The organism is Edaphobacter sp. 4G125, assembly GCF_014274685.1.
In the GTDB taxonomy this organism is placed as follows: domain Bacteria; phylum Acidobacteriota; class Terriglobia; order Terriglobales; family Acidobacteriaceae; genus Edaphobacter.
Genome location: NZ_CP060393.1, coordinates 397,327 through 422,976 on the forward strand (window position 1 = coordinate 397,327; position 25,650 = coordinate 422,976).

The window sequence follows — 25,650 nt, forward strand, 5'->3', positions numbered from 1 at the left end:
GTGGTGGGCGTCGCGTATCTGACGGGCGGAAGGTTTTCTCCGCCGAAGGACACGCCGGCGGTGATGCTGCCGGGCGAGGACGCGCGGGTGATCCTTGCGGAGAAGCGCCTGAAACAGGAGAACGCAACGTCGATAGCGTTAGTTGACGCTCATACGGGCGTCGACGTCGAGAACAAGCAAGGATCCCTGGACGAGCATGGAGTGGATCTTGAGGGCAGTCAGCGAGAAGGCATAGCCCGTGGTTTCGGCGGACCGGCTCAGTAGCTGCCTCATCAGATCGGCGGCGTTGACCTTCATCTGCTGTGGGAGCTCACGGCTCAGGAATGGAACAAGAAGAAAATTAAGCTCGCGAGAGTTGGAGAGATGGTCGATTCGGGCATCGCGAAAGCCGATGGTTTCGCCCTGCGCATCGGGCAAGATGGAGACGTCAACCTCGCGGGTGATAGAGACTCCCATGCAGGCTCCCCGGATGCCGGTACCCAGACGGGCGCGAGTGTGGACGCGGACGACAACACGATCCTGATCGAAGGAGACGCGAGGCGAGTCGGCATAGACATAGCAGGCGGAGCGGGAATCACCGCGTAGATAGTAGCGACCTTCGGGACCGTTGAAGAGCTGCGTCTTCAGGGTGCGCTCGAGGGCCTGGGCGGAGATGCCAACCTCAATGGCGTGGACAGGGATGATGGCAGAAAGCAGGAACGCGCAGACCAGCAACGTGCGGGGCATGGCTTTAGGATAACGGGCCTGTTTACAACAAAGATGAAGATTGTTCACGCTGAGTTCAGAAGTTGTAGCGCAGACCGGCCTCAACGCGACGACCGGGGTCGGCGGCAAAGGGGCGATTGAAGAGCGGAGAGGCCAGGACTCCACCCATGGCCGTGACATTGGTGTGGTTCAGAATATTGGCAGTGCGAAGGTTCACGGTGAGGGTCTGCTGGTGTTCCGCTTTGGCGTTGCGGGTGAGTTTGAAGGCGCGTTGAAGATTGGTGTCGAGATAGAAGACCCAGGGCATGACGCCTTTATTACGCGGGAAGACGCCGGTACCTCCACTGGCGACGAGTTGTCCCCAGGGAGTTGGGATCACTTCCGTCTGGCCAGAGATGGCGTACTGTGGCCGGTCATTGAAATTACCATCGCCGTTGTTGTCGAAACCAGTGGTGATATTGAAGTGACGCTCACCGCCGCCGTTGAAATTGGTGCTGAGTTGGATGCCAGCAGGCAATTTGAAGGTTCCGTTGCCGAAGATGTTCCAGACGTTCTGATTGCTGCGGTAGGCGAGTTCGCCAGCATTTGAGGTGGAGCTTTGCGGGGTGGAGAATTCGTTGTCGTCGGTGTCATCGAGGAGATTGACGCGGACGGTACCGAAGAAGAATTGCACACGCTTGAAGGAGTGTTGCTCGATACCAGCGAATACGGCATTTACGCGGCCCTGACCGCTATTCTGCATCTGAAGGATGTTGAGATTGGCGGGGCCGGGGCGTGGGCCGTAAGGACTGTCGTTGAGAGGTGAGTTGATGTTGTTGGAGCGCGTGTAATTCCAGATGCGACCGTTGTAGTAGTCGACAGAGAGATTGAAGCCGTAAGGGAGAACGCGTGTGCCACCGATGTTCCATGCTCCCCAGGTGAGGTTGGAGATGTGTGGAGAGAACTGACGGATGCTGTGGATCGGCGTGGAGTTGATAAAAGGATCGCCATAGATGGGGTTATAGATGGTGCTGGTGATGCGATTGACGCCGTCCATGCGGGTGACCTCGGCGTAGTCGCCCTTGCCGTAGCGCCCGGCGAAGAGTCCGCCATGAGCGTGGAGGGTCCAGCGATTTTTCTTATCGGGTGACCAGAGGATCCCCATGCGGGGCGTGGCAGAGCTAAGAACAGTCGGGTTGTTCTGCCAGTAGTAACGCAGGCCGGCGGCAATGTGGACGCCGTGACCGACGTTGTAGTCGTCCTGAATGAACCATGCATTCTGGAAGAGGTTGAAATTGATGTTCGGCGTACCGGCTACATTGGTATATGCGGTAGGCGTTCCACCGGGAAGATGGAGCAGAGCGCGGCGGTACTGCTCGATGCCGGTGATGGTTGTGGTTTGCCCGGGAACGGGGTTGCCGTTTGCATCGAGAACGGGCGCGGAGCCGCCACCGAAGTTGTAAGTGCCATTGAAGTTGCTGGTTAGCTGCTGGTTCTCTTTGTAGAACCAGAGCTGCGTGCCGAACTTGAGAGTATGTTTCTTTGTGGTGAGGATGGCATCGTCGTCGTATTCGATGGCGAGTTCGCGGATGCGCTGTGGGCCAAGGGTAGCGCCTCCACCAGTAAAGGCGCCAGCAACCTGGAGTTGAGGTGCAGTGGAGGTGGGGCTATCTGTCTCTCCGTCCCACTTGAAGCTGAGACGGGCCTCGTGCATGAGATGAGCAGAGGCGGTGGTAATGTTGCTGACGCGAAGAACATGCTCGTACTGTTGGGAGTCATAACCAGCCTCAGCCAGCGCAGTTCCGCCGACGCCGACGTTCTGAAGATGATTGACGTTGGCGTTATAGCTGGCGATGAAAGTGTTTTTTGCGCCGAGCTGCCAGTCGAGACGAGCGGTACCGATCCAGAGGCGTTGTGGGGTGGCGACATTGGCGACGGTTCGCTGCTGGTTGCCATTGCTATCGAGCGTGATGGCGTTGACGACTGCGAAGTTGTCGATGCTGCGGTGCTCAAGGGTCATGGTGAAGTCAGAGCCCTTTTTGCGAACGGGACCAGAGAGTTCGAAGCCGTAACGCTGCTTGCCGATGGCGGCCTTGCTGGTAGAGAAGGGGTCACGCGCATTCATCCACGGGCTGCCATTGGTGGCGAAGAGAGCCCCATGATAGGCGGGTTGGCCGGGTTTGGTGTAGACCTCTACGCGGCCTCCGCCGAAGGGAGGTTCACGGTATTCGGCTGAGAACTGGTCGGGGTTGACCTTGATGTAGGCGATGGAGCTTTTTGGCGGCAGCTTGCTTGAGTCCTGAAATCCATCGACGGAGATGGTCGCGTTGGAAGGGTTACCTCCTGCGGCTGCGGCAAGCTGCTGCAGTTGGCGGAGCAGGTCATCGGGGTCGTCGGCAAGAGATTGAAGACGACTGGAAGAGATGGTTTGCGTGGGGCCACTGGACGCTGCACTGTTCGCTGCCGAGGTGGCCTCATCGCCGCTGACGTCGACCTGGGTCTCGACTTCCTGGAGCTGAAGAATGAGATCGAGTGAGGCGGAGTGAGGCGTTTTAACCGTGAGGGTTTGAGTCGCGAAGCCTTGTGCCGCAATGGATAGCTGATGTGTGCCCGTCGGGACGCAGGCAAAGCGGAAGTGTCCGTCGGCGCCACTGGCTTCCGCAGGCCCACCGTCGAGTGTGAGCGATGCTCCGGGAATGATCGCCTGCGTGGTGTCATGAACGATGCCGGTGAGCGTAGTCCCGGATGTTTTGGCGCAGGGTGTCTGCGCTGGAGCATAAGGGAGCGCAAGCGCAGCAAGGGCTGCGGCAACGAGAAACTTCATAAGGCACCTCTTTGGTCGATTCAGGTGCAGAGCAGGACTGCACAACCTGCCTGGCCCAGGACATGGCTGAAGGTGTTCTACGCGAGGGTGCGATAAAAAGTTCCCAGCGGCAGATGGGCGGATCGGATGGTAGTCTTCTTCGCGTAAGAAAAGTGCTAAGTACTGAGTTACGAAGAGAGAAGCTAATTTTGTTGGTTACAGGAGGCGAAGTCTGATGGATGTAACGCGGAGGGCTCTATTAAAGAACGCCACGCTGGCAGCAGCGGCCTGCAAACTGAATCCTGGCCTTATGGCGCAGACGGCGAACAAGGTGATGCCCGGGAAGTTCAAGCCGACATGGGATTCGTTGAAACAGTGGCGCATGCCAGAGTGGTTCCGCGATGCGAAGTTTGGCATATGGGCGCACTGGAGTGCGCAGTGTGTACCGGAGCAAGGCGATTGGTATGCGCGACGCATGTATCTGCAGGGCGACCCTTGTTACAACTTCCATGTAAAAACCTACGGACACCCAACGAAGGTGGGCTTTAAAGAGATCGACCACATGTGGAAAGCGGAGCGCTGGGAGCCGGAGAAGTTGATGGACTTGTACGTGAAGACGGGCGCGAAGTACTTCATGGCGCTGGCCTGTCATCACGATAATCTGGATTGCTTCGATTCGTCGCATCACAAATGGAACACGATGAATGTCGGTCCGAAGAAGGACATCATCGGCACGTGGGAGAAGCTGGTGCGTGCGCGTGGGCTGCGGTTCAGCGTGTCGAACCACTCGTCGCATGCATGGCACTGGTTTCAGACGGCATATGGGTACGATCTCGAAGGCCCACTGGCGGGTCAGCGTTATGACGCCTATACGTTGACGAAGGCGGATGGCAAAGGCAAGTGGTGGGACGGGTTCGATCCGCAGGAGTTGTACACGGGCAGGAATATGGTGATGCCGGACGGCATCAAGACGATTGCCGAGGCGAATGCGTGGCATAAACAGAATGACGGACGGTGGTTGGAGACGGTGCCCCCGAACAACCCTGAGTTTGTGCGGACGTGGTACCTGCGTTGCCAGGAATTGATCGACAAGTACAAGCCGGACATGCTGTATCTGGATGACGAGGAGCTTCCGCTGGGGCAGGCGGGGCTGGATCTGGTCGCTCACTTTTATAACGCGAGTGCGAAGTGGCATGGCGGGGAGACTCAGGCAGTGGTTTCGGCGAAGGAGTACACGAAGGAGCACATGGGCGCGACGATGCTCGACATCGAGCGCGGCCGTGCACAAGGGATCATGGAGGCTCCGTGGCAGACGGATACCTGCATCGGCGACTGGCACTACAAGCGTTCGCTTTATACGGAGCACAAGTACAAGACTCCGGAGTGGGTGGCACAGGCACTGGTCGATATCGTGAGCAAGAACGGCAACCTGATGCTGAATATTCCGGTGCGTGGTGATGGCACGATCGACGAGGACGAGTACAAATTTCTCGATGAGTTCGGGCGATGGATGCGCGCGCATGGCGAGGGTATCTACGGTACGCGGCCATTCAAGATCTATGGTGAGGGATTGCCGGACGCTGCGGACTCGCACAACTTTAACGAGAACAAAGGCAGAAAGTTCGGCGCGAGCGATATACGCTTCACGGCGAAGGGAGACACACTATATGTCTTCGCGCTGGGCTGGCCGGAGGGCGGTAAGTTGAAGGTGAAGTCGCTGGCAAAGGGCAACTCGCTTTATCCGAAGGCGATTCGTGGTGCGGAGATGCTTGGAGGCAAAGGAAGATTGCAGGTAAAGCAGGATGCAGATGGGTTGGAGATTACGCTGCCTGCGAAGCCGGCGGATCATTTGAACGCATATGGATTCAAGGTGCTGACGTAACGCTAATCGCAGCGAAGCGTCTGTGCTGGATCAATCGATGCTGCCCGTGCAGCGGGCAGCATGCACGCAAGAGTGGCTGCGGCTAAGAGGACTGCGGTCACCGGAGCGAAGATCCAAAACGATGCGTTGTTTGCGGGCATCCAGTGCTGGATTAGTTTTTGTAGCGCAAGGTTGAAGGCGAGTCCTACGACGATACCGCAGGCGATGGTAGAGAGCATTGTGCGGGAGACGGCCCAAACGATATGGGGGCGTCTTGCACCGAGCGCCATACGGATGCCGAGTTCGTTACGTCTGCGTGCAGTTGCAAACAGAACGGTACTTGCGATGCCGAAGAGCGACAGGAAGAGTGCGAGGCCGCTGAAGAAGCTGAACAGGATGGAGAAGAGATGTTGCTGCATCCAGATGGGCTGATGGCTCAAGGCACCTTCGAGGGTTTCGATTTCAGTTGTGAACGAGATGCGTTGTTCAGGATTGAAGCTGTGTAGCGCGTTGCGAAGCGGCAGCAGGATACTTTGTGGGTCGCCTGCGGTACGGATGAAGAGCTGGGTATAGTTCCACATGAAGGTGGTATAGGGAACGTAGATGGCCGGGGCAACGGGCCGTTCCAATCCATTGTTTTGCGAATCAGCAACCACACCAAGGATCTGGCGCCAGTCGCCGCTGTTCGGTGAGGTGATCGTAAGCGGCCGATCATCGTTCTTCAGGGAGTCCGTACGCACTTGCTGGCCGATGATGTTGTGTCCTGCGAAGTATTGCTGGGCGAAGGTTTCGTTGACCACGGCGACGAAGTCTCCGCGGCGATTTTCATCTTCATTCCACATGCGGCCACGAAGGAGAGGAATCTTCAGGGCGGCAAAGTATTCTGGACTAACGAGCGGCACTAGTGCGTGTTGTGGTTGCTTAGGTGGATGTCCAAGTATTTCGAAGGAGGCTGGCAAACCAAAACCGCCGAAGGGCTGCGACGGCGGGATTCCACTGGACATCACTCCAACCGAGACGACGCCAGGGACTGTGGCTACGGTGTCGCGCATGCGGGAGATGTAGTTGGTATACGCCTGTTGGTTCTTGTTCGGGTCACGCTTGATCGGAATACCTATAAAGCATACGTTGTGTGGGTCGTAACCGAGCTTCATGGAGGTAATGTGCATGAAGCCCGCGATCGCTGCGCCTGCAACGCCGAGCAAGATGAAGGTGAGGGTAATCTGTGCGCCGATGAGTATGTTGAGCGGCCTGCTGTTTGTTGTGCTGAGTGTACGTGCTCGCGCCTGCATCATGGTCGAGACATCGGGGCGGGAAAAACGCAAAGCAGGAGCGAGGCCGAAGAGAACTCCCGTGACGAGGGCCAGCGTCACGGAGAAGGCGAGCACCGGCCAGTTGATGGCGATTGCTGCCTCTTGAGGAAAGGTGCCGGGCATCAGCTTCAAAGGTAATTTAGCCAGCCAGTACGAGAGTGCGGTCCCAAGTGCTGCGCCTGAGAAAGCGATTGTCAGCGATTCCACGAGCAGCTGACGAATCATTCGAAACCGGCTGGCGCCGATAGCAGATCGGATCGAAAGCTCATGCTGGCGTGCCTCTCCGCGGGCCAGCAGCAGGACGGAGCAGTTGGCGCAGCCGATGAGAAGAAGAAAAATGACGGCGGCGAACAGCATTGCCAGTGTACGCCCGGTACGGCGCATATATGGAGCGGTGATCGGCTCCACATTAGCGCGAAACTGCTCTGGGAAATGTCGCGGGGTTTCCTGTTTGAACTTGTTGAGGTAGGCCTGAAACTCTGCATTGGCCATCGCTGGTGTGACGCCGGGCCGGAGCTTGATCCACGGAAACAGCGCAGAGCTGCGAGATGCACTCCAGGGGATGTAAACGTCCGCGTTACTCACGGTCTCCGTAAAGGTAAATCGCGATGGCATCACACCGATAATGGTGAAGCTCTGATGGTTGAGGTCCAATATATGTCCCAGAATTTCGGGGTCACCACTGAATCGGCGCTGCCAGTATTTGTAACTAAGCACAACCACGTTCTGCGAAGCGTCGGAGAGCTGGAGTCCGCGCCCAAGCAATGGGGGAACCTTGAGGAAGGTGTTCATGTTCGATGTCACATATGCGGTGCTGACATTCTCTGGGAACGGTCCGCCTGTCTCAGGCTGACCGGCGAGCATGAAGCCTAGTACACTCTCGATCGACTTCGCCTTGATAAAACTTTCGTACTGCGCTGGCTCAAGAGCGAACCAAGTCGGCACCAGTGGTTGTTTTTCGTCGATCAGCGAAGGGTTCACGATGCGGTCGGCATCGGCATAAGGAAAAGGATGCAGCAACGTGGAGTAAATAACGTTGAACATCGCGGACGTTGCTCCAATGCCAAGCGCAAGCGAAAGGACAGCTGCGATGGAGACAGACGGCTGGCGATAGAGCGAGCGGATGCCGTAGCGGATGTCACCGCCGATTTCATGTAGAGGACGAAGTCCGATGGCTGCGCGATATTTTTCCTTTTGTATACCAACATGACCGAATGCGATCTTCGCCTGTCTGGCGGCGTCTGCTGGTGTAAGCCCTGAATCGATGAGCTGCTGTGTGTAGGCGTCGATATGGAACTGAAGTTCTGCTTCGACATCACTGTCTGTATCGAGGCGATGGACGAGTGCATTCCACCATGAGCGAAGCGGAGCAATGAGATTCATAACGCCTCTGGAGTGGCATCGAGGATGGAGCCGACGACATCTGTCATCTCATTCCATTTTTCTGTCTCTTTTTTCAGTTGTTTTCGCCCTGCAGCAGTAAGCGAGTAAAACTTGGCGCGCCGGTTATTCTCCGACTCTCCCCACTCGCCGCGAATCAGACCCTTGTGCTCCATGCGGTAGAGAGCGATATAGAACGAACCCTGAGGAATCTCAAGACGCCCCTGTGAGATCTGCTGAATACGGAGGAGGATGCCGTAACCATGCAGAGCTCCTAGCGAGACAGACTTCAGGATAAGGATCTCGAGTGTTCCCTGTAGTAGATCTACCTTGTCTCCCATAAAAATCTTCTCTCCTATTTGGAATAGGAGAGTAGGCAGTAACGGGGATAAAGTCAAGTCGTTAGCTGTTGCGAGCCTGATTGAGCCACTGTTCCATCTGTTGATGGCCAACGAGTCCTGCTTGCTGGAAGACGAGCTTGCCTGCATTGAAGACTGCGAAATTGGGGATGCCGCGGATGTTATAACGTGCGGAGAGCTGAGGGTTTTGTTCGGTATCGACCTTGAGCACTAGAGCACGTCCGGCCTGATTGGCCGCGGTGCGTGCGACCTCGGGAGCTGCCATGCGACAGGGACCACACCATTCAGCCCAGAAGTCGACGAGGACAGGAACGCGGGATTCGCGGACGATCTCATCGAAGAGGGTTGTATCCACAGCGATAGGTTCGTTCATAGGAGGGAGAGCGTTTTTGCACTGGCCGCAACGACCCGTGTCGGTAAGATGATGTGCCGGGACGCGATTCTTTTGGCCACAGTGAGGACAGGTGCGAATGATAGGCATGAGAAGGTCCAATTGATCGGTTCAGAGATTTTCGGGGGTTCCGCCCCAGTCACAAGGATCAATGTCCGCGACGGACTGGGAGAAGGTCCAGGTGCGTCCAATGAGATCGGCAACGCTGTACTGACGTTCGCCGTAGGGGTAGGTGATGGGATGACGGAGAACGCGTGCACCATACTCAGACGCATGAAGATAATGTGCATCGACATCCGCAACTCGAATCAGCAGAGAGTGCGCCAGCGGTGTTACGGCTCCGGCGGAAGGGTGGTGGGTGAGGACGATGGCGCCATCCCCGACATTAAGTTGGGCGCGATGATCGCCGATGCGGAGACGAAGAGTAAAACCGAAGGCTGAACACAGCCAATGGATCGCATAGCTCAGATCGGGATAAGTCAATTCAGGGATGACTGTGCAGTTTGGTATGGAGCGATTCGCGAGCATATTTCTCTCTCCTGCAGGAGCTGAATGCAGCGAGGCCCCTCTTTTTGGGCTCTATGTCTAGGATGCATCGTTCCGGCAGATTGAGGTGAATATTCGTTCCTTAAGTCAGGCTTAAGGAAACGTGACAGAAGAGATGTCGCCGATACAGGTCGTCATGCGCGACGGCGATACCGGACAGCGAACTCATAGCCAGCATTGGGCGGAAATAGTTTGCCAACAAGGCGGAGCCGTTCGCCGAGGGCCTGGGGGGCAAGCAGCGGATATTCGCGTTCGCGAAGCTCTGTATAGTCGAAATCGATCGCAAGCGAGAGCAGATAGATTGCGATGGAATCGGAGAATGCGCTTTCGAGGAAGCTGGTTTTGGCGCGTTCGTCGACGATGTCTGGACTGTCGGATTTTCCGGAGAAGGAAAGATTGCGGCTTTCCCATGCGTCCTGTGAGGTTTCGCCACGAACTCTGGCGACGGCCTGGGACCAGGCAAGCTGCTGGAAGCTGTCGGGAACTCCGGTGACATCGACAAAGGCGTGCGCCACATTAATGAAGAACTCAAACGAGAGGGCGAAACGGTCGCCGAGCAGGCGGGTAGAGATGAAGACCCCGTCAGCGTCGTCGAGGGTAACGTTGCGGTGGCAGGTGGCCTGATCGCCAAGCTCGGTGGTGTAGGCGGGAGCGACCAGGGTGGAATCGCCCGTGCGGCCCTCGCTGAGGGCGAGAGGCACAAAGTAGTACGCTTTGCGGGCGAGCGCAGCGGCGATTGCTGATGGAACAGCCTGGACGATACGTTCCAGATCGCGCCCTTCGAGGCTGTTATCGCCAAAGGCCCCGTAGGCAATACCGTTAGGAGCGCGATGCACTGCTGTTTCGCGGGCTACCTGAACTGCCCGCAAGAGTCCGTTTTGAACGCCTTCTGCCATAAAGCAGTATTCTACTGGTATGACGCAAAGACCGCAGGCAGAAGGAATATCACAACAAACGCAAAATCAACAGGGAAGATTGTTTGGTGTTCCGCTTGGCGATCTGGGTTGGTTTGCCAGTCTACTGATCGGAGCAGCCGCCGGTGTGATCGGATTCTTTGCGACGACGTTTGTGGGGATCTTCGGGATTATGATCTACAACGCGGTGACCCACGCTAACGTGGACTACGAGTATGCTTACGCTCGTGGGGGGCTCACTGTGGGGATCATTACCCTGGTGGCGGCGTGGGGGTATTTGGGGACACTCTGGGTAAAGCGAATTACGCGCAAGGGATAAAAAGGTAGGTTTGGGGATCCACTCATGTTGCGGTAAGCGACAGTAGGAGTGGATCTTCCTGTTTTAAGTAGCCTTGCGCTGGAAGCTGGTCTTCTTGTGCGCCGCGGCTGACTTGGTTTTGGGTGTATTGCCAGAGGAGGCGGAGAAGTTCTTTTCGCCGCTTTTTTGCTGAGCCATCTTCTCGCGAAGGGCCTGCAGTTTCTGCGCCTTGGGACTGAGGCCACCGATGCGAGGGCCGGTGGGTTTCTGGGGAATGAAATCGCTCATGAGGGAGATTTTCTCATGCGGAAGCCCGTTCTGGAGGCTCGTTCTGCTATTCTTCGATCTTTGAAAAGCCAGTTTTGTGGAGGACTATTTATGTCATTTGTACGCATGGTCGCGCGCTGGAGCTGCTTTACGGCGATAGCAACGACACTTGCACTCCCCTCGGTTGCCGCTGATAAGAAGGCCGCTCAAAAAGAGCCTGTTGCGGAAATCCCATCCTATTATGGGTCTCAGCCAGCCAAAGAGAACCTCGACCTGACGATGTATGCGCGGATTCGCGAGGAGGGTTTCAAACACTCACACGTGATGGAGTTTGCGGATGCCCTGACAAACGGCATCGGGCCGCGTCTGACAGGTTCGCCGAATATGAAGAAGGCGAATGAGTGGACACGAGACACGCTAACGAAGATCGGTCTCGAGAATGCGCATCTGGAAGACTGGGGCGAGTTCGGAATGGGCTGGCAGCAGATCAGTACGACGGCGAAGATGATCGCTCCGGATACGGCTCCGCTGTGGATGCAGGCTGCGCCGTGGTCACCTTCCACGAATGGATCGGTGACCGGCGAGGCGGTGTTGATGAACGTCTCCGAGTTGAAAGACCTAGACCAATACAAGGGCAAGCTGAAAGGGAAGATCGTGCTCTTCGGCGCGATTCGCACGACACCCGATCTCGACAAGCCGCTATTTACGCGCTACACGGATGCCGAGCTGAAGGAGCTGGAGACGGCTGAAACCCGTGCCGGCCGCGACATCGTTGCGTTGCTGGCACAGCGGCGCAAGGTGTATGAAATGCGGGCGGCTGCGCTGAAGATGATGGTGGAGGAGGGAGTGGTGGCTATTATCACTCCTTCGCGTGATGGCGGCGCCGGCGGTGGTACGGGGATCATCTTTGATGACAACGGAGCCAACCTTGCGATGAGCGCGCAGAAGAAGGAGAACGCGATCACGATCCCTAACGGCCCGATGATTGTCGAAAACTACAACCGAATTGCGCGTCTGTTGGAGCATAAGGTTCCGGTGACGCTCGAGGTCAACATCGATACGAAGTTTACGGGAGACCATGAGCACGGATTCAACACAGTAGCGGAGATTCCGGGCGCCGATCCGAAGCTGAAGGACCAGGTGGTGATGGTCGGCGGTCACCTCGATAGCTGGATCTCTGGAACGGGTGCGACCGACAATGCTGCCGGTTCCGTGGTGGCGATGGAGGCGGTGCGTATTCTCAAGGCTCTTGGTGTGAAGCCGAGGCGCACGATCCGAATCGCGCTGTGGTCTGGCGAAGAGCAGGGACTATATGGATCGCAGGGATATGTGAAGCAGCATTTCGGAACGTTTGCTGAGCCGGAGCATCCCGATCCGCCGAGCACACCGAGCTTTATGCGTTCGAAGGGCAAGCTGACGACGACGAAGGAGTGGGAGACGCTGGATGCGTACTACAACCTGGACAACGGTACAGGCAAAGTACGTGGCGTGTACACGCAGGAGAACTTCGCCATCGCGCCGATCTTTGCGCAATGGATCGCTCCGCTGAAAGATCTCGGCGTCACGACGATTACCAATCGCAACACCGGCGGTACTGATCATCTGTCGTTCGATGCTGTGGGGCTGCCGGGGTTCCAGTACATCCAGGACGATATGGATTACGAGACACGCACGCACCACTCGAACATGGACACGTTCGATCGCTTGCATGCAGCCGATCTACAACAGGCTGCTGTGGTCGAGGCGATCTTCCTGTACAACACCAGCGAACGAGATGCGATGATGCCCCGCAAGCCCTTCCCTCATCCAGAGCTGGAAAAACAGAAGACTGAGCCGATTCCCGGAATCTATCCGAATGCAATGGACCCTGAAGTGAAGTAGATCGATAGCTGAAATCGGCAGGGGTCTTGATGGTCCCTGCCGATTCTTTTTTGCGAAGAGAAGAGTTACGCCACAGAGTCAGACGTTATTTCAGAATGATGTTGACTCCTGTTGTGAACTGAAATGAGTTGCGTTGATTCGGCGGCGCAGGATAGATCGCTGTCGGGGGATTATTCAGGTAGCTGTCCTGTGTGCCGATCTGGAAACGGAATCGCTTATAAAGCGGGAAGGTCAGGCTGTTGGTCTCGTTGGCCGAATATGCATTAGGAAGGTTGTAGGCAGGCAGATATTGGAGCTGCTGCTGAAAGACGATTTTGAGAGGCAGGTTTCGAAGGTAGTTCACGCTGAAGGTCGAACCGATCAGGTCGGTATTAACGTTAATAGAGCTTGCTAGAAAGTCCTGCTTTTCATATTGCAGGGTCGCCTTCAGATCCAGCGTCTGTTGCTGGTTCTTGATGACGGTCCAACCTACACCACCTCCATAGATCTGCTGCAAATCGAGGCCCTGGGAAAAATTGTGGTCGAAGGCCACTGCGCCCAGCAGGTACATGCGGGAAGACAGGTACTCATCACGTTCTGAATCTACGTGATAAATCGAGGTCTTTAGATCGGGCAATACAGGCGCATCCTGTGCCTGTCGTTGCGTGATGCGGCTGTAGGAGCCGGAGAAATTGGCGAAGGTCCGATTGCGCGGGGGCAGATAGTCGACCATTGGCATGTTGCGAGCCAATGATGCGCCAGCCGTATAGGTGTAGTTGTTCTGTGTGGCCTGAATCGCAGTGATACCGAGGGTGGCGGACCCTTTCCAGTTCCGGAAGAAGTTCGTGTCCCGGTGGGCTTCGCGGCTGAAGGTATCAAGATCGAGCACATCGGCGGTGCTCTTGATCGGCATCGTCTGGGTTTCCTGTTTGCCTGTCAGCTCAATCTTGTTGTCCGATACCTGGATGCTGCCGGAGGGGATCTTCTGTGTATTTCTCCAACTCCAATGAGAGTTCTTGCCAAGCACGACGAACTGGCGATTGGAGCGCAACTCCTTCACCTTCGACCAGGGCACGGTGATATCTCCTGCCATATCGCTGTGGAACGAAACGGAGTCGCCGGTCGAATGCGTAAGCTTTCCGGTCAGCTGGTCGCCGTTGACGAAGATCAGCGTGTCGGGGTCTTGCGCTTTATTGCGATCATTCCCATTTCCTTGTGCCGAAAGAATCGTAGTCACAAAGAGGAAGAGAAAAAGAAGGGAAAGGTGCGTTTTTTTCATCCTTTTTAAAGCGTAACCAATACACCTGTGTGATTTTCTGGTGGTACCCAATCAGGTATAGGCCGTTTGTGTGAGAGCAGACGAGGCAGCAGAGATCCTTACGATCAATGGCCACGAAGTGCGGGTAACGCATCCAGATAGCTCTATTTCTCCAGGCAGGTGCGAGTTACAAAGCTCGATCTGATCCGCTACTACCTCGTGGTTGCCCCGGGAGCGTTGCTGGAGATTCGTGATCGGCCCATTGTGCTGAAGAGTTTCGTCAACGATCGAGCGGCTTTTGATCGCGACTCTGGATGAGAAGCTCATCGCCATCGCGAAAGATGAAGGCGCGAAAGCCATCCCACTTTGGCTCGAAGATCCAGCAGCCTTCGGTTGGGATCTCTTCGACTCGCTTGGCGAGCATGGGAGGATCGGCGGAGGGCGCAGGTAGATTCACGGACCGATGCTATACCCAGGCGCTGACGATGCGCCCGGCGGTTCCAAGGAGCTTCAGGTTGTCGGTGCGGCTGGAGAAATAACGGGCGTTGAGCTCGATTGATCCGAGATCTTCGATGTTATGGAAGTCTGCGAGCTCCTCTGCCATCTCCGATGGAGTGAAGAAGAGTTGGAAGGGTTCCCCTGCAAGCTGCACGCGTGAGGCCAGCGAGTCGTGCGCAAGCTGCTCGAAGTATGGAAGAGCGGAGCGGGGTTGGCCGTAGTCCATTACGATGCCGGACCCTTTGGCTGAGGCCGCGACCAGCGAGAGCGTCGATCGGAAGGCCGCTTGCGTGAGGTAAGGCACCACGCCAAGCCATGCAAAGAAGGCAGGTGCTGCGGGATTGAAGCCTTCTACTATGAGTTGAGTGGAAAGCTGCTGGTGCTCGAAGTCGACCGGTGCGTAGGTGAGATTGGCCGGGATAGAGATATTGGTAGCGGCAAGTAGATCACGCTTCCATTGCTGTGTCGCGGGGTGATCGACCTCGAAGACGTGCAGATCGGGAAAAGGATTGCGATAGGCGAAGGTGTCGAGTCCGGCGCCGAGCAGAACATACTGGGTCACGCCGCGGGCGACGGCCTGGGCCAGGAGATCTTCCGCGTATCGGCTACGCGCAACCATGTGGGCACGCAACCCAACGGAATGTGGTTTGTTGAGCTTGAACTGCGTGCGCTCGACCTCGGGAAGGAACTCGTTGCCGAGGATGGGGACGGCAACGGGGTCTTCGAAGACGAGCGGTTTGGCGTCGTAGATCTGATGTGCGGCTCGTCGCATAGCGACGCGAAGAGCGGTGCGTGAGGGGCGGGCTGCTTCCATTCGTTTCAGTTTAATTGCAGTTTGCTGATGCTACTTTTTGGATGCGGGGATTTCTCCACTTCGCGGCTGCGCCACTTCGGTCGAAATGACACTTCTTTGATTTCTTGCCCCTCATCTTAAATCTGCACCTAACTGAGAACCTGTAACCTGCGACCGACAACTGTAGAGTTAAATGACGGTGACCGATCTCTCCTCCAAACCCTTGCCCCAGCCCCGAGCTAAAGGCTTTCTTGCGCGCTCGTCTGCGGTGGCAGTGGCAACGGGCATTCTGATGAGCCGTCTGCTAGGGTTGGTTCGTGACCGTGTCTTCGCGCACTATCTCGGTAACTCCGATGTAGCCGATGCTTTTCGTGCGGCTTTTCGTATTCCAAACTTCCTGCAAAACCTCTTTGGAGAAGGTGTTCTTTCTGCATCGTTCATCCCGGTCTATGCTCGTCTGCGTGCCGAGGGCAAGGACGAGGAAGCCTCTGAGGTAGCCGAGGCGATCTTTGTCCTCCTGATGCTGATCACCTCGGTGCTGGTGCTGCTGGGCATCTTTGCTGCGCCCTGGCTGATCGATGCCATTGCTCCTGGATTCCATGGCGAGAAGCGCGAGCTGGTGATCCGGCTGGTGCAGATCCTCTTCCCGGGCGCGGCGCTGCTGGTGCTCTCGGCCTGGTGCCTGGGGGTTCTGAACAGCCACAGAAAGTTTCTGCTCTCCTATGCCGCACCGGTGATCTGGAACGTGACGATGATCGCAGCCTTTCTCTGGAATGGCGGCCGCCAGGGACAGAGACATCTGGCAATTGTGATTGCATTCGCCTCGGTAATCGGCAGCGCCTTGCAGTTTGCCGTGCAGGTGCCTTCGGTGCTTCGCCTGTTGTGGCCGCTGGCGCTCCGTATTAAGTTGCGTAGCGACTCGGTCCGGACGATCGTCCGGAACTTCTTTCCGGTCTTCCTGAGCCGTGGCGTGGTCCAGATCAGTGCGTACCTTGACTCGTTGATTGCGAGCTTTCTGCCGACAGGTGCAGTCTCGGCCCTGGCCTATGCGCAGACCGTGAACTCACTGCCGGTGAGTTTGTTTGGCATGGCGATCTCCGCCGCCGAGCTGCCTGCGATGTCGAGCGCTCTGGGGAGTACTGATGAGGTTGCGGAGACTCTGCGCAGGCGGTTAGCGCAGGGGCTCCAGAATATTGCGTTCTTTGTAATTCCTTCGGCGGTCGGGTTCGTTGTTCTAGGCGATGTCATCGTGGCGACGATCTACCGTTCAGGAAAGTTCACTGCCGCCGATGTGACGTTTGTATGGAGCGTGCTGGCGGGCTCCGGGGTCGGACTGCTGGCCTCGACCTCGGGCAGACTCTACTCGTCGGCCTTCTATGCGTTGCGCAATACGCGAACCCCGTTGATCTTCGCGTTGATTCGTGTAGGACTGACGGTGGCACTTGGATACTTCTTTGCGCTACCTCTGCCAAAACTTCTCGGAGTAGACCGTCACTGGGGCGTCGCCGGACTGACTTTTTCCGCCGGTTTGGCCGGATGGGTGGAGTTCGCCCTTCTGCGGCGAGGATTGCATCAGCGCATCGGCGTCGTCCCGGCGGCGCGGGCTCGGACAGCCAAGCTCTGGGGTGCCGCGATTGTGGCTGCGGCGGTTGGCTATGGTGTGAAGCTGGTGCTTCCTGTTCCTCCGGGTCACTTCTCGTCTTTGATTCTTGGAGCGGTTGTGCTGCCTTTGTTCGGAGTGCTGTATCTGGGCTTCACTCACGTTCTTGGAATTGAAGCACCGGGAACTTTACGGCGATTCCTGCGCCGTGGCTAGAAGGCCGGCGGGTACACCCCCCATCTATTTTGTACAAAGTATTCATTCGATGGAAGTTAGGTTCGGACTTCAAGTGTGCGATCTATCCTGGTTCGCCCTGGCTCTATGAGAATTCCCTCTACTTTTAGTGTAGTGATTCGGGAGGGGTGGTTTTGCAGGTTTGAGGAGTTTATTTTGAGGGGTAAGTTGTTTTTTTAGTGATGGTTGCAGGTTTATGCCCGAGGGGATGAGCTTGACAGAGGAGTTCCCGACTCTTATCAATGACGCCGATTCGACCTCGGATGGGCGCGGATTTGTAAGGTAAAGGCAAATGCGGGATTTTTCTCCATTCGCTATGCTCGTCCAGAGAAGCTGCCCGCGTTTTCAGAGTGTTGAAAAGTGTCTCAGCGAAAGAAAAGAGTCCCTCAGCGGCTAAAGCCGCATTGAACCCAAGAGTCTTACGGCACGGCTAAAGCCGTGCCCTTAACAAAGCAGATATTTTTCAATGCCCTGCTGGCCGAACGCGTCAGCTTTGGTCGAAATGGGTTCGCGCTATCGCGCGAATGAACTCACACATGCCTACGGCATGTATGAGGCACTCAAAGCCCAGATCAGCCAGGTTTTTAAGAGGCCTGGGAGTTGGAGGTCATCCAGCTGAGAGTGTCTTCGAGGTATTGCTTCATGTCTTTGCGGTCGACGATGGCATCGAGGAAGCCGTGCTCGAGGAGGAACTCAGAGCGTTGGAAGCCTTCGGGCAGCTTCTGCCGGATGGTTTGTTCGATTACGCGAGGTCCGGCAAAGCCGATCAGTGCTTCGGGTTCGGCGATGTTCAGGTCGCCCAACATGGCGAAGCTGGCGGTGACGCCGCCCGTGGTGGGATCGGTCATCACGGAGATGTAGGGAATCTTTGCCTCATCGAGCTTCGCCAGACCGGCGGAGACCTTGGCCAGCTGCATCAGGGAGGCAATGCCCTCCATCATGCGGGCGCCACCGGAGGCGGAGATGATGATGAGCGGATGACGGTTCTCAAGTGCGCGGTCGACAGCGCGCGCGATCGTCTCTCCTACGACCGAACCCATCGAGCCACCGATGAAGCTGTACTCCATGGCCGAGATGACGACAGGATGAGGTCCAATGTTGCCGATTGCGTTGACGATAGCATCGTTCAGGCCGGTCTTCTTTTGAGCGTCCTTCAGGCGGCCTTTGTAGGGCTTCAGGTCGGTGAATTGAAGCGGGTCGGTTGAGCGCAGTTCGAGATCAACAAGCTGATAGCCGGGTTCCAGCAGGTTCTCGATCCGTTCCCTGGCTCCGATGCGGAAGTGATGGCCACACTTGGGGCAGACGTGGAGATTGGCTTCAAGATCAGCCTTAAAGATGACCTGACTGCATTTGGGGCAGCGAACCCAGAGTCCTTCGGTGCGAACTGTTCGCTCGGCGTCGTTGACGATCTCGTTGTCTTCGCGTTTAAACCAGCTCATGCCTGTTTGTATGCCTCTGGGGAACCCTCGACTATTGTAGCTGCTGTGGGTTGCAGGTGGTGGTTGGGAGAGGCTAACACCGATTTGTCCCGATGACACCGATTCGACCGCGGATTGGAGGCGGAGGAATGCGGATTTGGGTGGCAAAGGGGATTTCTCTCTATTCGCTATGCTCGCTCAGGCAGGCTAGTCGCGTTTCAGAGTGTTGAAAAAGTGCGTCCGCGAAAGAAAAGAGTTCCTCAGCGGCTAAAGCCGCATTGAAACCAAGCGTCGTGTGGCACGGCTAAAGCCGTGCCCTTAACAAAGGAGTCTCCTGGAAAGGCGTAACGCCGATTTGCACCGATAACACCGATTCGACGACGCGGATAGGAAAGACAAAGGCCAATACAGGGGATTCTTCGTTGCGCGATGCTCGCTCAGAATGACGAGCAAGGCAAATGCAGGTCCCTTCCAGGGCAGGCTCTTCGACTGCGCTCAGGAGGACACTTTTAGGGGTGATCCAACTGACAATCTGCAACCTCCAACTGGCAACTACCCGGTGATGATGCCCATACAGATGATGGTGGCTGCGATGGCAAAGACATCTTCGGTTAAGGTGACATGCCAGGTCTTGCAGCCAAGACGGTGGGTGAGCTGATGCCGGAGCTGGTAGGCACAGAAGGAGCCGACGAGGGCTCCAAGAACACCGAGAATGACTCCCTCGACCCCAGGAGCATCGAGAGAAGAGGCGACGATGGCCCCGATCAAGCCCCCAAGGAAGAAGCGGACGATCAGGGCATAGGGACGCGTAGGGCGAGGCATGTGGGAGTACTTATCGGCGAGGTACTCCATGACGGCGAGTGCCGTAAACAGCAGGGCGATGGCAAGTTTTGCTGCCCACCATGCCCAATCGTCAACGGGAAGCAGCTTGAGCCAGGCAAACCAGCAGAGGACTGCCATGGGCGTCATAGACCGCATACCTGTAATGAAGCCGAGCAGCGGAATTGCGATGAGCCATGTCAGGACCTCAAGGGTCATGCTGCGCACTCCCTCCTTCCCGATAACACTGTAACTGCAAGTTATCGCTTATGGGATGACGAGAAGAGAGGAATGGAAGTCTCGCATGGAGATTGTGAGGTACAGGTTGTCAGTTTCCGGATCGTGCGTCACTGGCAACCTGTAACGGGAATCAGGCGACAGGCTGTGGCTGGCGCAGGAACTCGTAGAGGGGGAAGCGGTCGGCGAGTTCGGTGACCTCACCGCGAATCTTACGGAGCGCGGCCTCGTCGTTGCGGTTCTCAAGAGCTCGGGCGATCCAGACGGCGATCTGCTTCATCTCGGGCTCCTTCATGCCGCGAGTCGTCAATGCAGGGGTGCCAACGCGGATTCCGCTGGGTTTCATCGGCGGGTTGGTGTCATAGGGGATGGCGTTCTTGTTAACAGTAATGCCAGCCGCGCCGAGCGCGTTCTCTGCTTCGGAGCCGAACATACCCTTCTGGAAGACATCGACCAGGATCAGGTGGTTATCGGTTCCACCGGAGACGATGCGGAAACCCTCAGCGGCGAGTGCTTCGGCCAGTACCTTAGCGTTGGCGACGACCTGGTGAGCGTAGGTGGAGAAGGCCGGGTCGAGAGCTTCTTTGAAGGCCACAGCCTTGGCCGCGACGATGTGCATCAATGGGCCACCCTGCTGGCCGGGGAAGACGGAGCGGTCGACGGAGGCGGCGAGGTCCTGGGTGCAGAGAATGAGTCCGGCACGGGGTCCGCGCAGCGTCTTGTGCGTGGTGGTGGTAGTGATGTGCGCGTGCGGTACCGGTGAGGGATGCGCGCCGCCGGCGACGAGTCCGGCGAAGTGGGCCATGTCAACCATCAGATAAGCGCCAACCTTGTCGGCGATCTGGCGCATGCGAGCGAAGTCCCAGAAGCGTGGGTAGGCTGAACCTCCGCCAACGATGACCTTGGGCTTCTCGGCGACGGCCTTGGCCTCGAGCTCGTCATAGTCGATGGTCTCGGTGTCTTTGCGGACCTGATAGCCGACGATGCGGTAGAGCTTGCCGGAGAAGTTGAGCTTGTGGCCGTGGGTGAGGTGTCCGCCGTGAGCGAGATCGAGCCCGAGCAGGGTGTCGCCCGGATTGATGATCGACATGTAGGCGGCGGCATTGGCCTGCGAGCCCGACGAAGGCTGGACATTGGCGTGCTCGGCACCGAAGATCTTTTTGGCGCGGTCCCGGGCGATGTTCTCCACCACATCGGCGAACTCGCAACCGCCGTAGTAACGCTTGCCGGGATAGCCTTCGGCGTATTTGTTGGTGAAGACGGTTCCGGCGGCCTCGAGCACGGCGCGGGAGACGAAGTTTTCTGACGCAATCATCTCGAGTCCTTCGTGCTGGCGAAGAATCTCGTTTTCAACCTGAGCATAGACCTCAGGGTCCGCGGCGGCGAGCGTGGCGTTCGGATCGATGGGCATAAGTCTATTTTATGCCGGGGTGGAGGCACAGGAGTAGGGCATACGGACTATCCCCGGAGAGGGCTCATTTAGACGCCTGAAAACGTGATCCCAAGGCTTTCGTCAGGTCAGGAAGATCGAGGTCCTGCAGAATTCCGGGAACGACGATACTGGGAGGCTGATTGTTCAGCTTCAGTTCCGTCATGGCCAGAAAGGACATCGGAGGCGTATCGCAGCGAATGCTTTTGATCTTCGGTTCCAATACGGTGGCAAAGATGCCGACGTTGTTGGCTATCCCCTGTGTGTGCAGGGAGATTTCGCGCGGATCGACATCGGGCCGCGATGCCAGATAGTGGAATGCGTTGAGAGCATCAAAGGTCTGCATCCCAGGCATGGATTTACCGACGAGAATTGCGCGCATCGCCACCTGATAGTCGTTGTGATAGCCGGAATTCATCTTGTTGGGAGGAGCGCTCTCTCCCCAACCACGCGGATCAATGGCCAGAACGAGATTGCCTTCCGCGACGAGCTTTTCAATTGGGCCATTCTCACCGGCATCCGCTGCCATTCCAGAAGGGTTCAGGTAGAGCACGGCATGCTTGCGGGACGGTCCTTTGGAGGGATGAAAGACGAGTCCGGGCACGGTAATGCCGGCCTCTGACTGGATTTTGATCTTTTCGATGCGAATCCCATTCTGGGTGAGAGAGCCTGCCTCTTCGACAGAGGGATGCATGACTACATCAGGGATGGTGAGGCGTCTTCGGAGCAGTGTAGCGAGCTGGCGCGTGTCCTTTGGCGCGGGTTTTTCCCTGAGCTTCTGCGCAAATTTTGCATTCCATGACTGAACTGTCTCCGCATCGGGATAGGACGTAATTACCTGCCCGGAGGCGGTGGCGCTCAGCTCGGATGGTGTATCCAGCTTGAGCTCGGCTTCCACGCCATCGTCGGGCCGGTTCTGGAGCCATCGCATGAGCCATTGATAGGTGGCGAGGCGTCTGGGTTGCGACCATCCGTGGGTATCGTCGGCTTCAAACATAGCGATTTTGTCGTCGACGCCGAGAAGGTGAAAGATGTCCTTTCCTTCGGCGAATGTCGCATGGGCTCCTGCGATGGGAAAGAAGTCGCGAGTGGCCACGGCCATTTTGACGGGCCTTGGCGCGATGCTAATGAGAAAGTCCGGGAAATCGAGGTGGTCTGCCAGAAAGCCATCCAGCACCTGCTCTGAATCCTGCGGTCCCGGGCCGGCCCACAGGGTATTCCATGAGGTCATGTAACAGGAGATGACGGCCGCAGCAACGCGAGAATCGAGGGTGGCGGTATAAGCAGACTGCGTGCCTCCACCGGAGTTTCCGGCAACGCCAATGCGGGCCTTATCGACGTCATCTCTGGATTCGAGATAGTCGATCGCTCGCATTCCATCCCAGAGGAAATAGCGCGCGATGGGGGTTCCGGTTAGCAGTGTCTGTAGTCCATCCGCCATGTGTTCGGCTGTTCCGCCGGTAGATAGCAGCGATTTATGCGTTACCGGATCGAGATGTTGTAAGCGCTCTCCCTGGCCAACGGGATCGATGGCGATGACGAGAAATCCACGCTTCGCGAGCGATACCCATACCGTCTGGTAACTGGAGTAAGCCTTGCCATCACCGCTGTGTCCTGCAAATCCGAGGACTGCGGGATACGGTTTTGGCGCATGTTGAGGAACGTAGACATTTGCAGTGACGTAAAAATGGGGAAGGCTTTGATACACCAGTTTCTGAACCGTGTAGTCCTCGTGGTGTATGACTCCGGTGATCTGGGCATGGAGCGGAGTCTTTTCAGGCCATTCGCCACCCAACTCGCGCATCAGGGTTTTTCTTATATAAGCCTGGCGATTTTTAATCGCGAGTTTGTCATGGATCTTTGCTATCTCGTCGTGCCTTTTGGACAAGTCCTGTTGTTCAAGGGTGGTGAGATACGCGTCCGTCATCCCTTCCAAACCGGTCGTCACCTGCAAAGGCGATTGAGAGATTGCTGTTCCGCAGACTCCGAGTGCTGCGGTTAGAGCGATGATCCATAGGGACTTTTTCATGGGGCCTATTTTATGGCGAGAGATTGATTCGATTGCTGCTTCGACCCCAGATTCTATGACTCGTTCTAATGCCGTGGTTGTTAGAAGACAACGACGCCTTCTTCGGTGACGAGTTGATCGACCCGGATATTCATCGTTTCACCCAGCCGGAAGAAGTCTTCTCGCCACTCCTCGGTCCAGTAGCTCTTATCGCTACGCCGCAGAAGATCATTCCAGATGTTCTGGGCCTGCCAGAAGTTCACTTCGAAGGGCAGCTGGCGTAAGGTCTCCGCCACCAAGAGAGTATCGGAGAGGACCCGGGAAGAGATCTCCTCGCCGGCTACAGCCGCTTCAAGTTGTACCATTGCGCGTTTCATGCGCTGACCGGAAACGTATCCGAGCTCCGCGATGTTGAGGGTAATTTGTCCAGCTTTAGCGCGCGCCACCAGAGCAAGTATTTGTTCGGAGTCAAACTGGTCTGCCTCGATTACACGGCGCAGCGTGGAGCTGATGGCGTAGTTGGCGACAACTTCGAGAGCAGACGGAGGGGCCATTCCGCTATCGGTCAGGAAGTCGAGCAGAGAGGTGTGGTCCTCGTAGATCTTTCGCAGAGAGTCTTCCATCTCCGAAACAGTCTGGGTGAGGATCGCCCGAAGGATACGGTGCTGTTCGTCGGCAAACAGCGAGAGCAGCGAATAGTTCATCCCGCCAAAAAGCTGGTCGATCAGCCGGATGACCTCGGGGAGGTTCGCCCGGCGCATGGCCTGGCCTATGTTGCGCGAGAAGGCCTCGAAGTCGGCTACCTGTTCCGGATTGGACGAATCGTAACGCTTAACCGCGGCGGAGAGATTTTGATCTCCAAGATGAAGCACTGCAAAACAGATCTCCTCGGTTTCTTCCGTGATACGGGAGTCGATCCATGCGCTTCCAAGAGCAACACGGCCACGGCCTGAGGTGAAAACCTGATGGCTCTGACGCCGTACGTTGTAGCAAAAAATTTCTCCCTGCTCCGGGTAAGAACGAAAGATCGAGCTGATGGCGTAGTGTGCGCCCACCTGTTCCAGGCCGATCTTCATGCTTGTTACGTAGTGCCGATAGACCTCGGCTCCGTTACCGATCTCGGATAAGTTGCTCGAGGCCTTCGAGAGCGTCTCGAGAAAACGGGATTCCAGAGCTTCACCAGGTTTGCCGAAGAGGCATGCAGCGAGTTGGAGTACACGGGCAGCATAGGCGATGACCTGCGTAGTCTCAATGCCAGAGATTTCATCGAAGAACCAGCCGCAGCTGGTGTACATCAGTTGTGCATGCCGCTCCAGTTCCATTAACTCTAGTGCGGTGGTGCGTTCTGCCTGAGTGAGCACACGGGTGGAAAACTCTGCGAAGAATGCATCCACGTTTGATCGCGAGCGGTTGAGAATGATGCGGATGTAGGCGTCGCGGGCGGCCCAGAGGTCCTTGAAGAACTTTTTGGAGAGCTGCTCAGCGAGCGGAATCGTAGCATCGCGAAGTTGATCGAGCGCTTCACGGAGAGGAGCACGCCATTGCTGGTTCCAGCCCGGATGGCCCCCGCTGTTGCAGCCACAGTCGGAGCGCCAGCGCTCGACTCCATGGGCGCAGCTCCATGATGTGTCCTCTACGACCTCAGCTTCCCATTGCGGAGGATGCTTCGCGAGGAATGCGGCATAGTTTGTCAGCGGGATATGTTGCTGGTCTTCGAGCCAGTGCATGGCATACGAGAGCGCCATCTCCCCGTGTCGATGATGGTGACCATAGCTCTCCCCATCGGTGGCGACGTGCGAGAGCAACGCGATACCGTTTTCGTCTCCGTTGTCTCCATGCTCGAATCCGGTGAGGAGACGATTCGCGAAGTCCACGCCGCTGTTCAGGAGTCCTTCAAAGGCAATGGCGCGGGAGTTCGGTCCGTTATAGAAGAAGACTGTGATCGAGAGGCCTTCGTTGAGCTGGACCTGGTAAGGATGTCGTGTGTCGACGGAGCCGTCAGGGGTTTCCGTCCAGGGAGGATCTTCAGAATTGTCTAAAGGCCGAACGTGCGTGCATTGATGTGGCGCCAGGATGGTGAACTGGATGCCTTCCTGCGCCATGAGATCCAGGACTGAGTGGCTCACGGCAGTTTCCGCCAGCCACATGCCTTCGGGTTTGCGGCCGAAGCGATGCACGAAATCGTAGATGCCCCAGCGAATTTGCGTTCGTGCATCCCGCTCATTGGCCAGGGGCATGATGATGTGGTTGTAGACCTGCGCGATCGCAGAGCCGTGCCCCTCGTGACGCTGCGCGCTGGTGGCGTCCGCGTCGAGGATCATGCGATAGGTGCGCGGTGCAAAGTCATTGAGCCAGCTCAGCAACGTGGGTCCGAAGTTGAAGCTGATCCGCGCATAGTTGTTCATGATGCGGATGATCTTGTTTTCCTGATCGGTGATCCGCGAGGCCCCGTTGGGGGCGTAGCACTCTGCTGTGATGCGGTCGTTCCAGTCGTGATAGGGCGCGGCGGAGTCCTGCACCTCGACTGTCTCCAGCCAGGGGTTTTCGCGTGGTGGCTGGTAGAAATGGCCGTGAATGCAGACGTATCGTTCTGCTTCCTGGGCTTCGGGAGCCTTTGAAGATTGTTCCGAGGTCGCCATCTTTACCTTAGAGACTATCGCGAAGCCTGGGGTTGGTATGA

Annotated in this window: 21 protein-coding genes and 1 pseudogene; 5 read left to right on the forward strand and 17 right to left on the reverse strand. The window is 56.7% G+C overall.

The features are described from left to right. Positions 1-138: 138 nt before the first annotated feature. Complete coding sequence (locus H7846_RS01700; RefSeq protein ID WP_186694740.1) at positions 139-726, reverse strand: hypothetical protein; 588 nt, start codon at positions 724-726, stop codon at positions 139-141. Between the two features lie 55 nt (positions 727-781). After that, a complete protein-coding gene (locus H7846_RS01705) occupies positions 782-3,508 on the reverse strand; it encodes a TonB-dependent receptor (RefSeq protein WP_186694741.1) in 2,727 nt (908 codons plus the stop codon). Between the two features lie 214 nt (positions 3,509-3,722). On the opposite strand from H7846_RS01705, the gene H7846_RS01710 reads away from it, so the two are divergent. Beyond that, positions 3,723-5,369 (forward strand): alpha-L-fucosidase, encoded by a 1,647-nt coding sequence (locus tag H7846_RS01710; RefSeq protein ID WP_186694743.1) that lies wholly within the window; start codon positions 3,723-3,725, stop codon positions 5,367-5,369. 2 nt (positions 5,370-5,371) lie between these two features. Here the strand turns inward: H7846_RS01710 and H7846_RS01715 are convergent, their stop codons facing one another. From H7846_RS01715 to H7846_RS01735, 6 genes and pseudogenes are all read right to left on the reverse strand, one after another. Continuing rightward, positions 5,372-8,044, reverse strand: a complete 2,673-nt coding sequence (locus H7846_RS01715) for an ABC transporter permease (RefSeq protein WP_186694744.1) — start codon at positions 8,042-8,044, stop codon at positions 5,372-5,374. Beyond that, a complete protein-coding gene (locus tag H7846_RS01720; protein WP_186694745.1) occupies positions 8,041-8,382 on the reverse strand; it encodes a PadR family transcriptional regulator in 342 nt (113 codons plus the stop codon). Before H7846_RS01720 ends, H7846_RS01715 begins: the two co-directional genes overlap by 4 nt. Positions 8,383-8,443: 61 nt before the next feature. Beyond that, entirely contained in the window at positions 8,444-8,773 is a 330-nt protein-coding gene (trxA, locus tag H7846_RS01725) for a thioredoxin (protein ID WP_255460781.1), read from the reverse strand. A gap of 27 nt (positions 8,774-8,800) precedes the next feature. Next, a pseudogene (locus tag H7846_RS18085) lies at positions 8,801-8,881 on the reverse strand (thiol reductase thioredoxin); the annotation flags it as partial. Between the two features lie 21 nt (positions 8,882-8,902). Continuing rightward, positions 8,903-9,319 carry a VOC family protein gene (locus tag H7846_RS01730; RefSeq protein ID WP_186694747.1) on the reverse strand — a complete coding sequence of 139 codons (417 nt, stop codon included), beginning with the start codon at positions 9,317-9,319 and terminating at the stop codon, positions 8,903-8,905. A 152-nt stretch (positions 9,320-9,471) separates the two neighbouring features. Next, positions 9,472-10,233, reverse strand: coding sequence for a hypothetical protein (locus H7846_RS01735; RefSeq protein WP_186694748.1), 762 nt, complete (start codon positions 10,231-10,233; stop codon positions 9,472-9,474). 19 nt (positions 10,234-10,252) lie between these two features. Between H7846_RS01735 and H7846_RS01740 the strand changes: the two genes are divergently transcribed. Continuing rightward, complete coding sequence (locus H7846_RS01740) at positions 10,253-10,570, forward strand: hypothetical protein (RefSeq protein WP_186694749.1); 318 nt, start codon at positions 10,253-10,255, stop codon at positions 10,568-10,570. A gap of 63 nt (positions 10,571-10,633) precedes the next feature. Here H7846_RS01740 and H7846_RS01745 read toward each other — a convergent pair whose 3' ends face one another. After that, positions 10,634-10,837, reverse strand: coding sequence for a hypothetical protein (locus tag H7846_RS01745; protein ID WP_186694750.1), 204 nt, complete (start codon positions 10,835-10,837; stop codon positions 10,634-10,636). Between the two features lie 90 nt (positions 10,838-10,927). On the opposite strand from H7846_RS01745, the gene H7846_RS01750 reads away from it, so the two are divergent. Continuing rightward, a complete protein-coding gene (locus H7846_RS01750; protein WP_186694752.1) occupies positions 10,928-12,697 on the forward strand; it encodes a M20/M25/M40 family metallo-hydrolase in 1,770 nt (589 codons plus the stop codon). Between the two features lie 85 nt (positions 12,698-12,782). On the opposite strand, the gene H7846_RS01755 is transcribed toward H7846_RS01750, so the two are convergent. After that, on the reverse strand, positions 12,783-13,955 hold the full coding sequence (locus H7846_RS01755; RefSeq protein WP_186694753.1) for a DUF481 domain-containing protein: 1,173 nt from the start codon (positions 13,953-13,955) through the stop codon (positions 12,783-12,785). Between the two features lie 159 nt (positions 13,956-14,114). Here H7846_RS01755 and H7846_RS01760 point away from each other — a divergent pair, with 159 nt between their 5' ends. Beyond that, positions 14,115-14,252: a hypothetical protein gene (locus tag H7846_RS01760; protein WP_186696485.1), complete on the forward strand. Its 138-nt coding sequence runs from the start codon at positions 14,115-14,117 to the stop codon at positions 14,250-14,252. On the opposite strand, the gene H7846_RS01765 is transcribed toward H7846_RS01760, so the two are convergent. After that, a complete protein-coding gene (locus tag H7846_RS01765; protein ID WP_255461016.1) occupies positions 14,215-14,358 on the reverse strand; it encodes an ATP-dependent DNA ligase in 144 nt (47 codons plus the stop codon). The genes H7846_RS01760 and H7846_RS01765 overlap by 38 nt on opposite strands. A 42-nt stretch (positions 14,359-14,400) precedes the next feature. Beyond that, a complete protein-coding gene (locus H7846_RS01770) occupies positions 14,401-15,246 on the reverse strand; it encodes a class I SAM-dependent methyltransferase (RefSeq protein WP_186694754.1) in 846 nt (281 codons plus the stop codon). A gap of 172 nt (positions 15,247-15,418) precedes the next feature. Between H7846_RS01770 and murJ the strand changes: the two genes are divergently transcribed. Further along, positions 15,419-17,041 carry a murein biosynthesis integral membrane protein MurJ gene (gene murJ / locus H7846_RS01775; RefSeq protein ID WP_186694755.1) on the forward strand — a complete coding sequence of 541 codons (1,623 nt, stop codon included), beginning with the start codon at positions 15,419-15,421 and terminating at the stop codon, positions 17,039-17,041. 602 nt (positions 17,042-17,643) lie between these two features. On the opposite strand, the gene accD is transcribed toward murJ, so the two are convergent. The 5 genes from accD to H7846_RS01800 all read right to left on the reverse strand — a co-directional run bounded on the left by accD (position 17,644) and on the right by H7846_RS01800 (position 25,609). Next, positions 17,644-18,498 carry an acetyl-CoA carboxylase, carboxyltransferase subunit beta gene (gene accD / locus H7846_RS01780; RefSeq protein WP_186694756.1) on the reverse strand — a complete coding sequence of 285 codons (855 nt, stop codon included), beginning with the start codon at positions 18,496-18,498 and terminating at the stop codon, positions 17,644-17,646. A gap of 531 nt (positions 18,499-19,029) precedes the next feature. Beyond that, positions 19,030-19,515 (reverse strand): DUF4126 family protein, encoded by a 486-nt coding sequence (locus tag H7846_RS01785; protein ID WP_186694757.1) that lies wholly within the window; start codon positions 19,513-19,515, stop codon positions 19,030-19,032. Positions 19,516-19,666: 151 nt separating this feature from the next. Then, entirely contained in the window at positions 19,667-20,944 is a 1,278-nt protein-coding gene (locus H7846_RS01790) for a serine hydroxymethyltransferase (protein ID WP_186694758.1), read from the reverse strand. 64 nt (positions 20,945-21,008) lie between these two features. Next, the gene (locus H7846_RS01795; protein WP_186694759.1) at positions 21,009-22,991 is read right to left on the reverse strand and encodes an alpha/beta hydrolase; all 1,983 of its coding nucleotides are present in this window, start codon (positions 22,989-22,991) and stop codon (positions 21,009-21,011) included. Positions 22,992-23,071: 80 nt separating this feature from the next. Then, positions 23,072-25,609 carry a DUF3536 domain-containing protein gene (locus H7846_RS01800; RefSeq protein WP_186694760.1) on the reverse strand — a complete coding sequence of 846 codons (2,538 nt, stop codon included), beginning with the start codon at positions 25,607-25,609 and terminating at the stop codon, positions 23,072-23,074. Between the last annotated feature and the right edge of the window lie 41 nt (positions 25,610-25,650).

Bases quoted from the DNA above. Each gene is read 5' to 3' on its own strand.
- H7846_RS01700 (WP_186694740.1), bottom strand. From the start codon at position 726: ATGCCCCGCACGTTGCTGGTCTGCGCGTTCCTGCTTTCTGCCATCATC.
- H7846_RS01705 (WP_186694741.1), bottom strand. From the start codon at position 3,508: ATGAAGTTTCTCGTTGCCGCAGCCCTTGCTGCGCTTGCGCTCCCTTAT.
- H7846_RS01710 (WP_186694743.1), top strand. From the start codon at position 3,723: ATGGATGTAACGCGGAGGGCTCTATTAAAGAACGCCACGCTGGCAGCA.
- H7846_RS01715 (WP_186694744.1), bottom strand. From the start codon at position 8,044: ATGAATCTCATTGCTCCGCTTCGCTCATGGTGGAATGCACTCGTCCAT.
- H7846_RS01720 (WP_186694745.1), bottom strand. From the start codon at position 8,382: ATGGGAGACAAGGTAGATCTACTACAGGGAACACTCGAGATCCTTATC.
- trxA (WP_255460781.1), bottom strand. From the start codon at position 8,773: ATGAACGAACCTATCGCTGTGGATACAACCCTCTTCGATGAGATCGTC.
- H7846_RS01730 (WP_186694747.1), bottom strand. From the start codon at position 9,319: ATGCTCGCGAATCGCTCCATACCAAACTGCACAGTCATCCCTGAATTG.
- H7846_RS01735 (WP_186694748.1), bottom strand. From the start codon at position 10,233: ATGGCAGAAGGCGTTCAAAACGGACTCTTGCGGGCAGTTCAGGTAGCC.
- H7846_RS01740 (WP_186694749.1), top strand. From the start codon at position 10,253: ATGACGCAAAGACCGCAGGCAGAAGGAATATCACAACAAACGCAAAAT.
- H7846_RS01745 (WP_186694750.1), bottom strand. From the start codon at position 10,837: ATGAGCGATTTCATTCCCCAGAAACCCACCGGCCCTCGCATCGGTGGC.
- H7846_RS01750 (WP_186694752.1), top strand. From the start codon at position 10,928: ATGTCATTTGTACGCATGGTCGCGCGCTGGAGCTGCTTTACGGCGATA.
- H7846_RS01755 (WP_186694753.1), bottom strand. From the start codon at position 13,955: ATGAAAAAAACGCACCTTTCCCTTCTTTTTCTCTTCCTCTTTGTGACT.
- H7846_RS01765 (WP_255461016.1), bottom strand. From the start codon at position 14,358: ATGCTCGCCAAGCGAGTCGAAGAGATCCCAACCGAAGGCTGCTGGATC.
- H7846_RS01770 (WP_186694754.1), bottom strand. From the start codon at position 15,246: ATGGAAGCAGCCCGCCCCTCACGCACCGCTCTTCGCGTCGCTATGCGA.
- murJ (WP_186694755.1), top strand. From the start codon at position 15,419: ATGACGGTGACCGATCTCTCCTCCAAACCCTTGCCCCAGCCCCGAGCT.
- accD (WP_186694756.1), bottom strand. From the start codon at position 18,498: ATGAGCTGGTTTAAACGCGAAGACAACGAGATCGTCAACGACGCCGAG.
- H7846_RS01785 (WP_186694757.1), bottom strand. From the start codon at position 19,515: ATGACCCTTGAGGTCCTGACATGGCTCATCGCAATTCCGCTGCTCGGC.
- H7846_RS01790 (WP_186694758.1), bottom strand. From the start codon at position 20,944: ATGCCCATCGATCCGAACGCCACGCTCGCCGCCGCGGACCCTGAGGTC.
- H7846_RS01795 (WP_186694759.1), bottom strand. From the start codon at position 22,991: ATGAAAAAGTCCCTATGGATCATCGCTCTAACCGCAGCACTCGGAGTC.
- H7846_RS01800 (WP_186694760.1), bottom strand. From the start codon at position 25,609: ATGGCGACCTCGGAACAATCTTCAAAGGCTCCCGAAGCCCAGGAAGCA.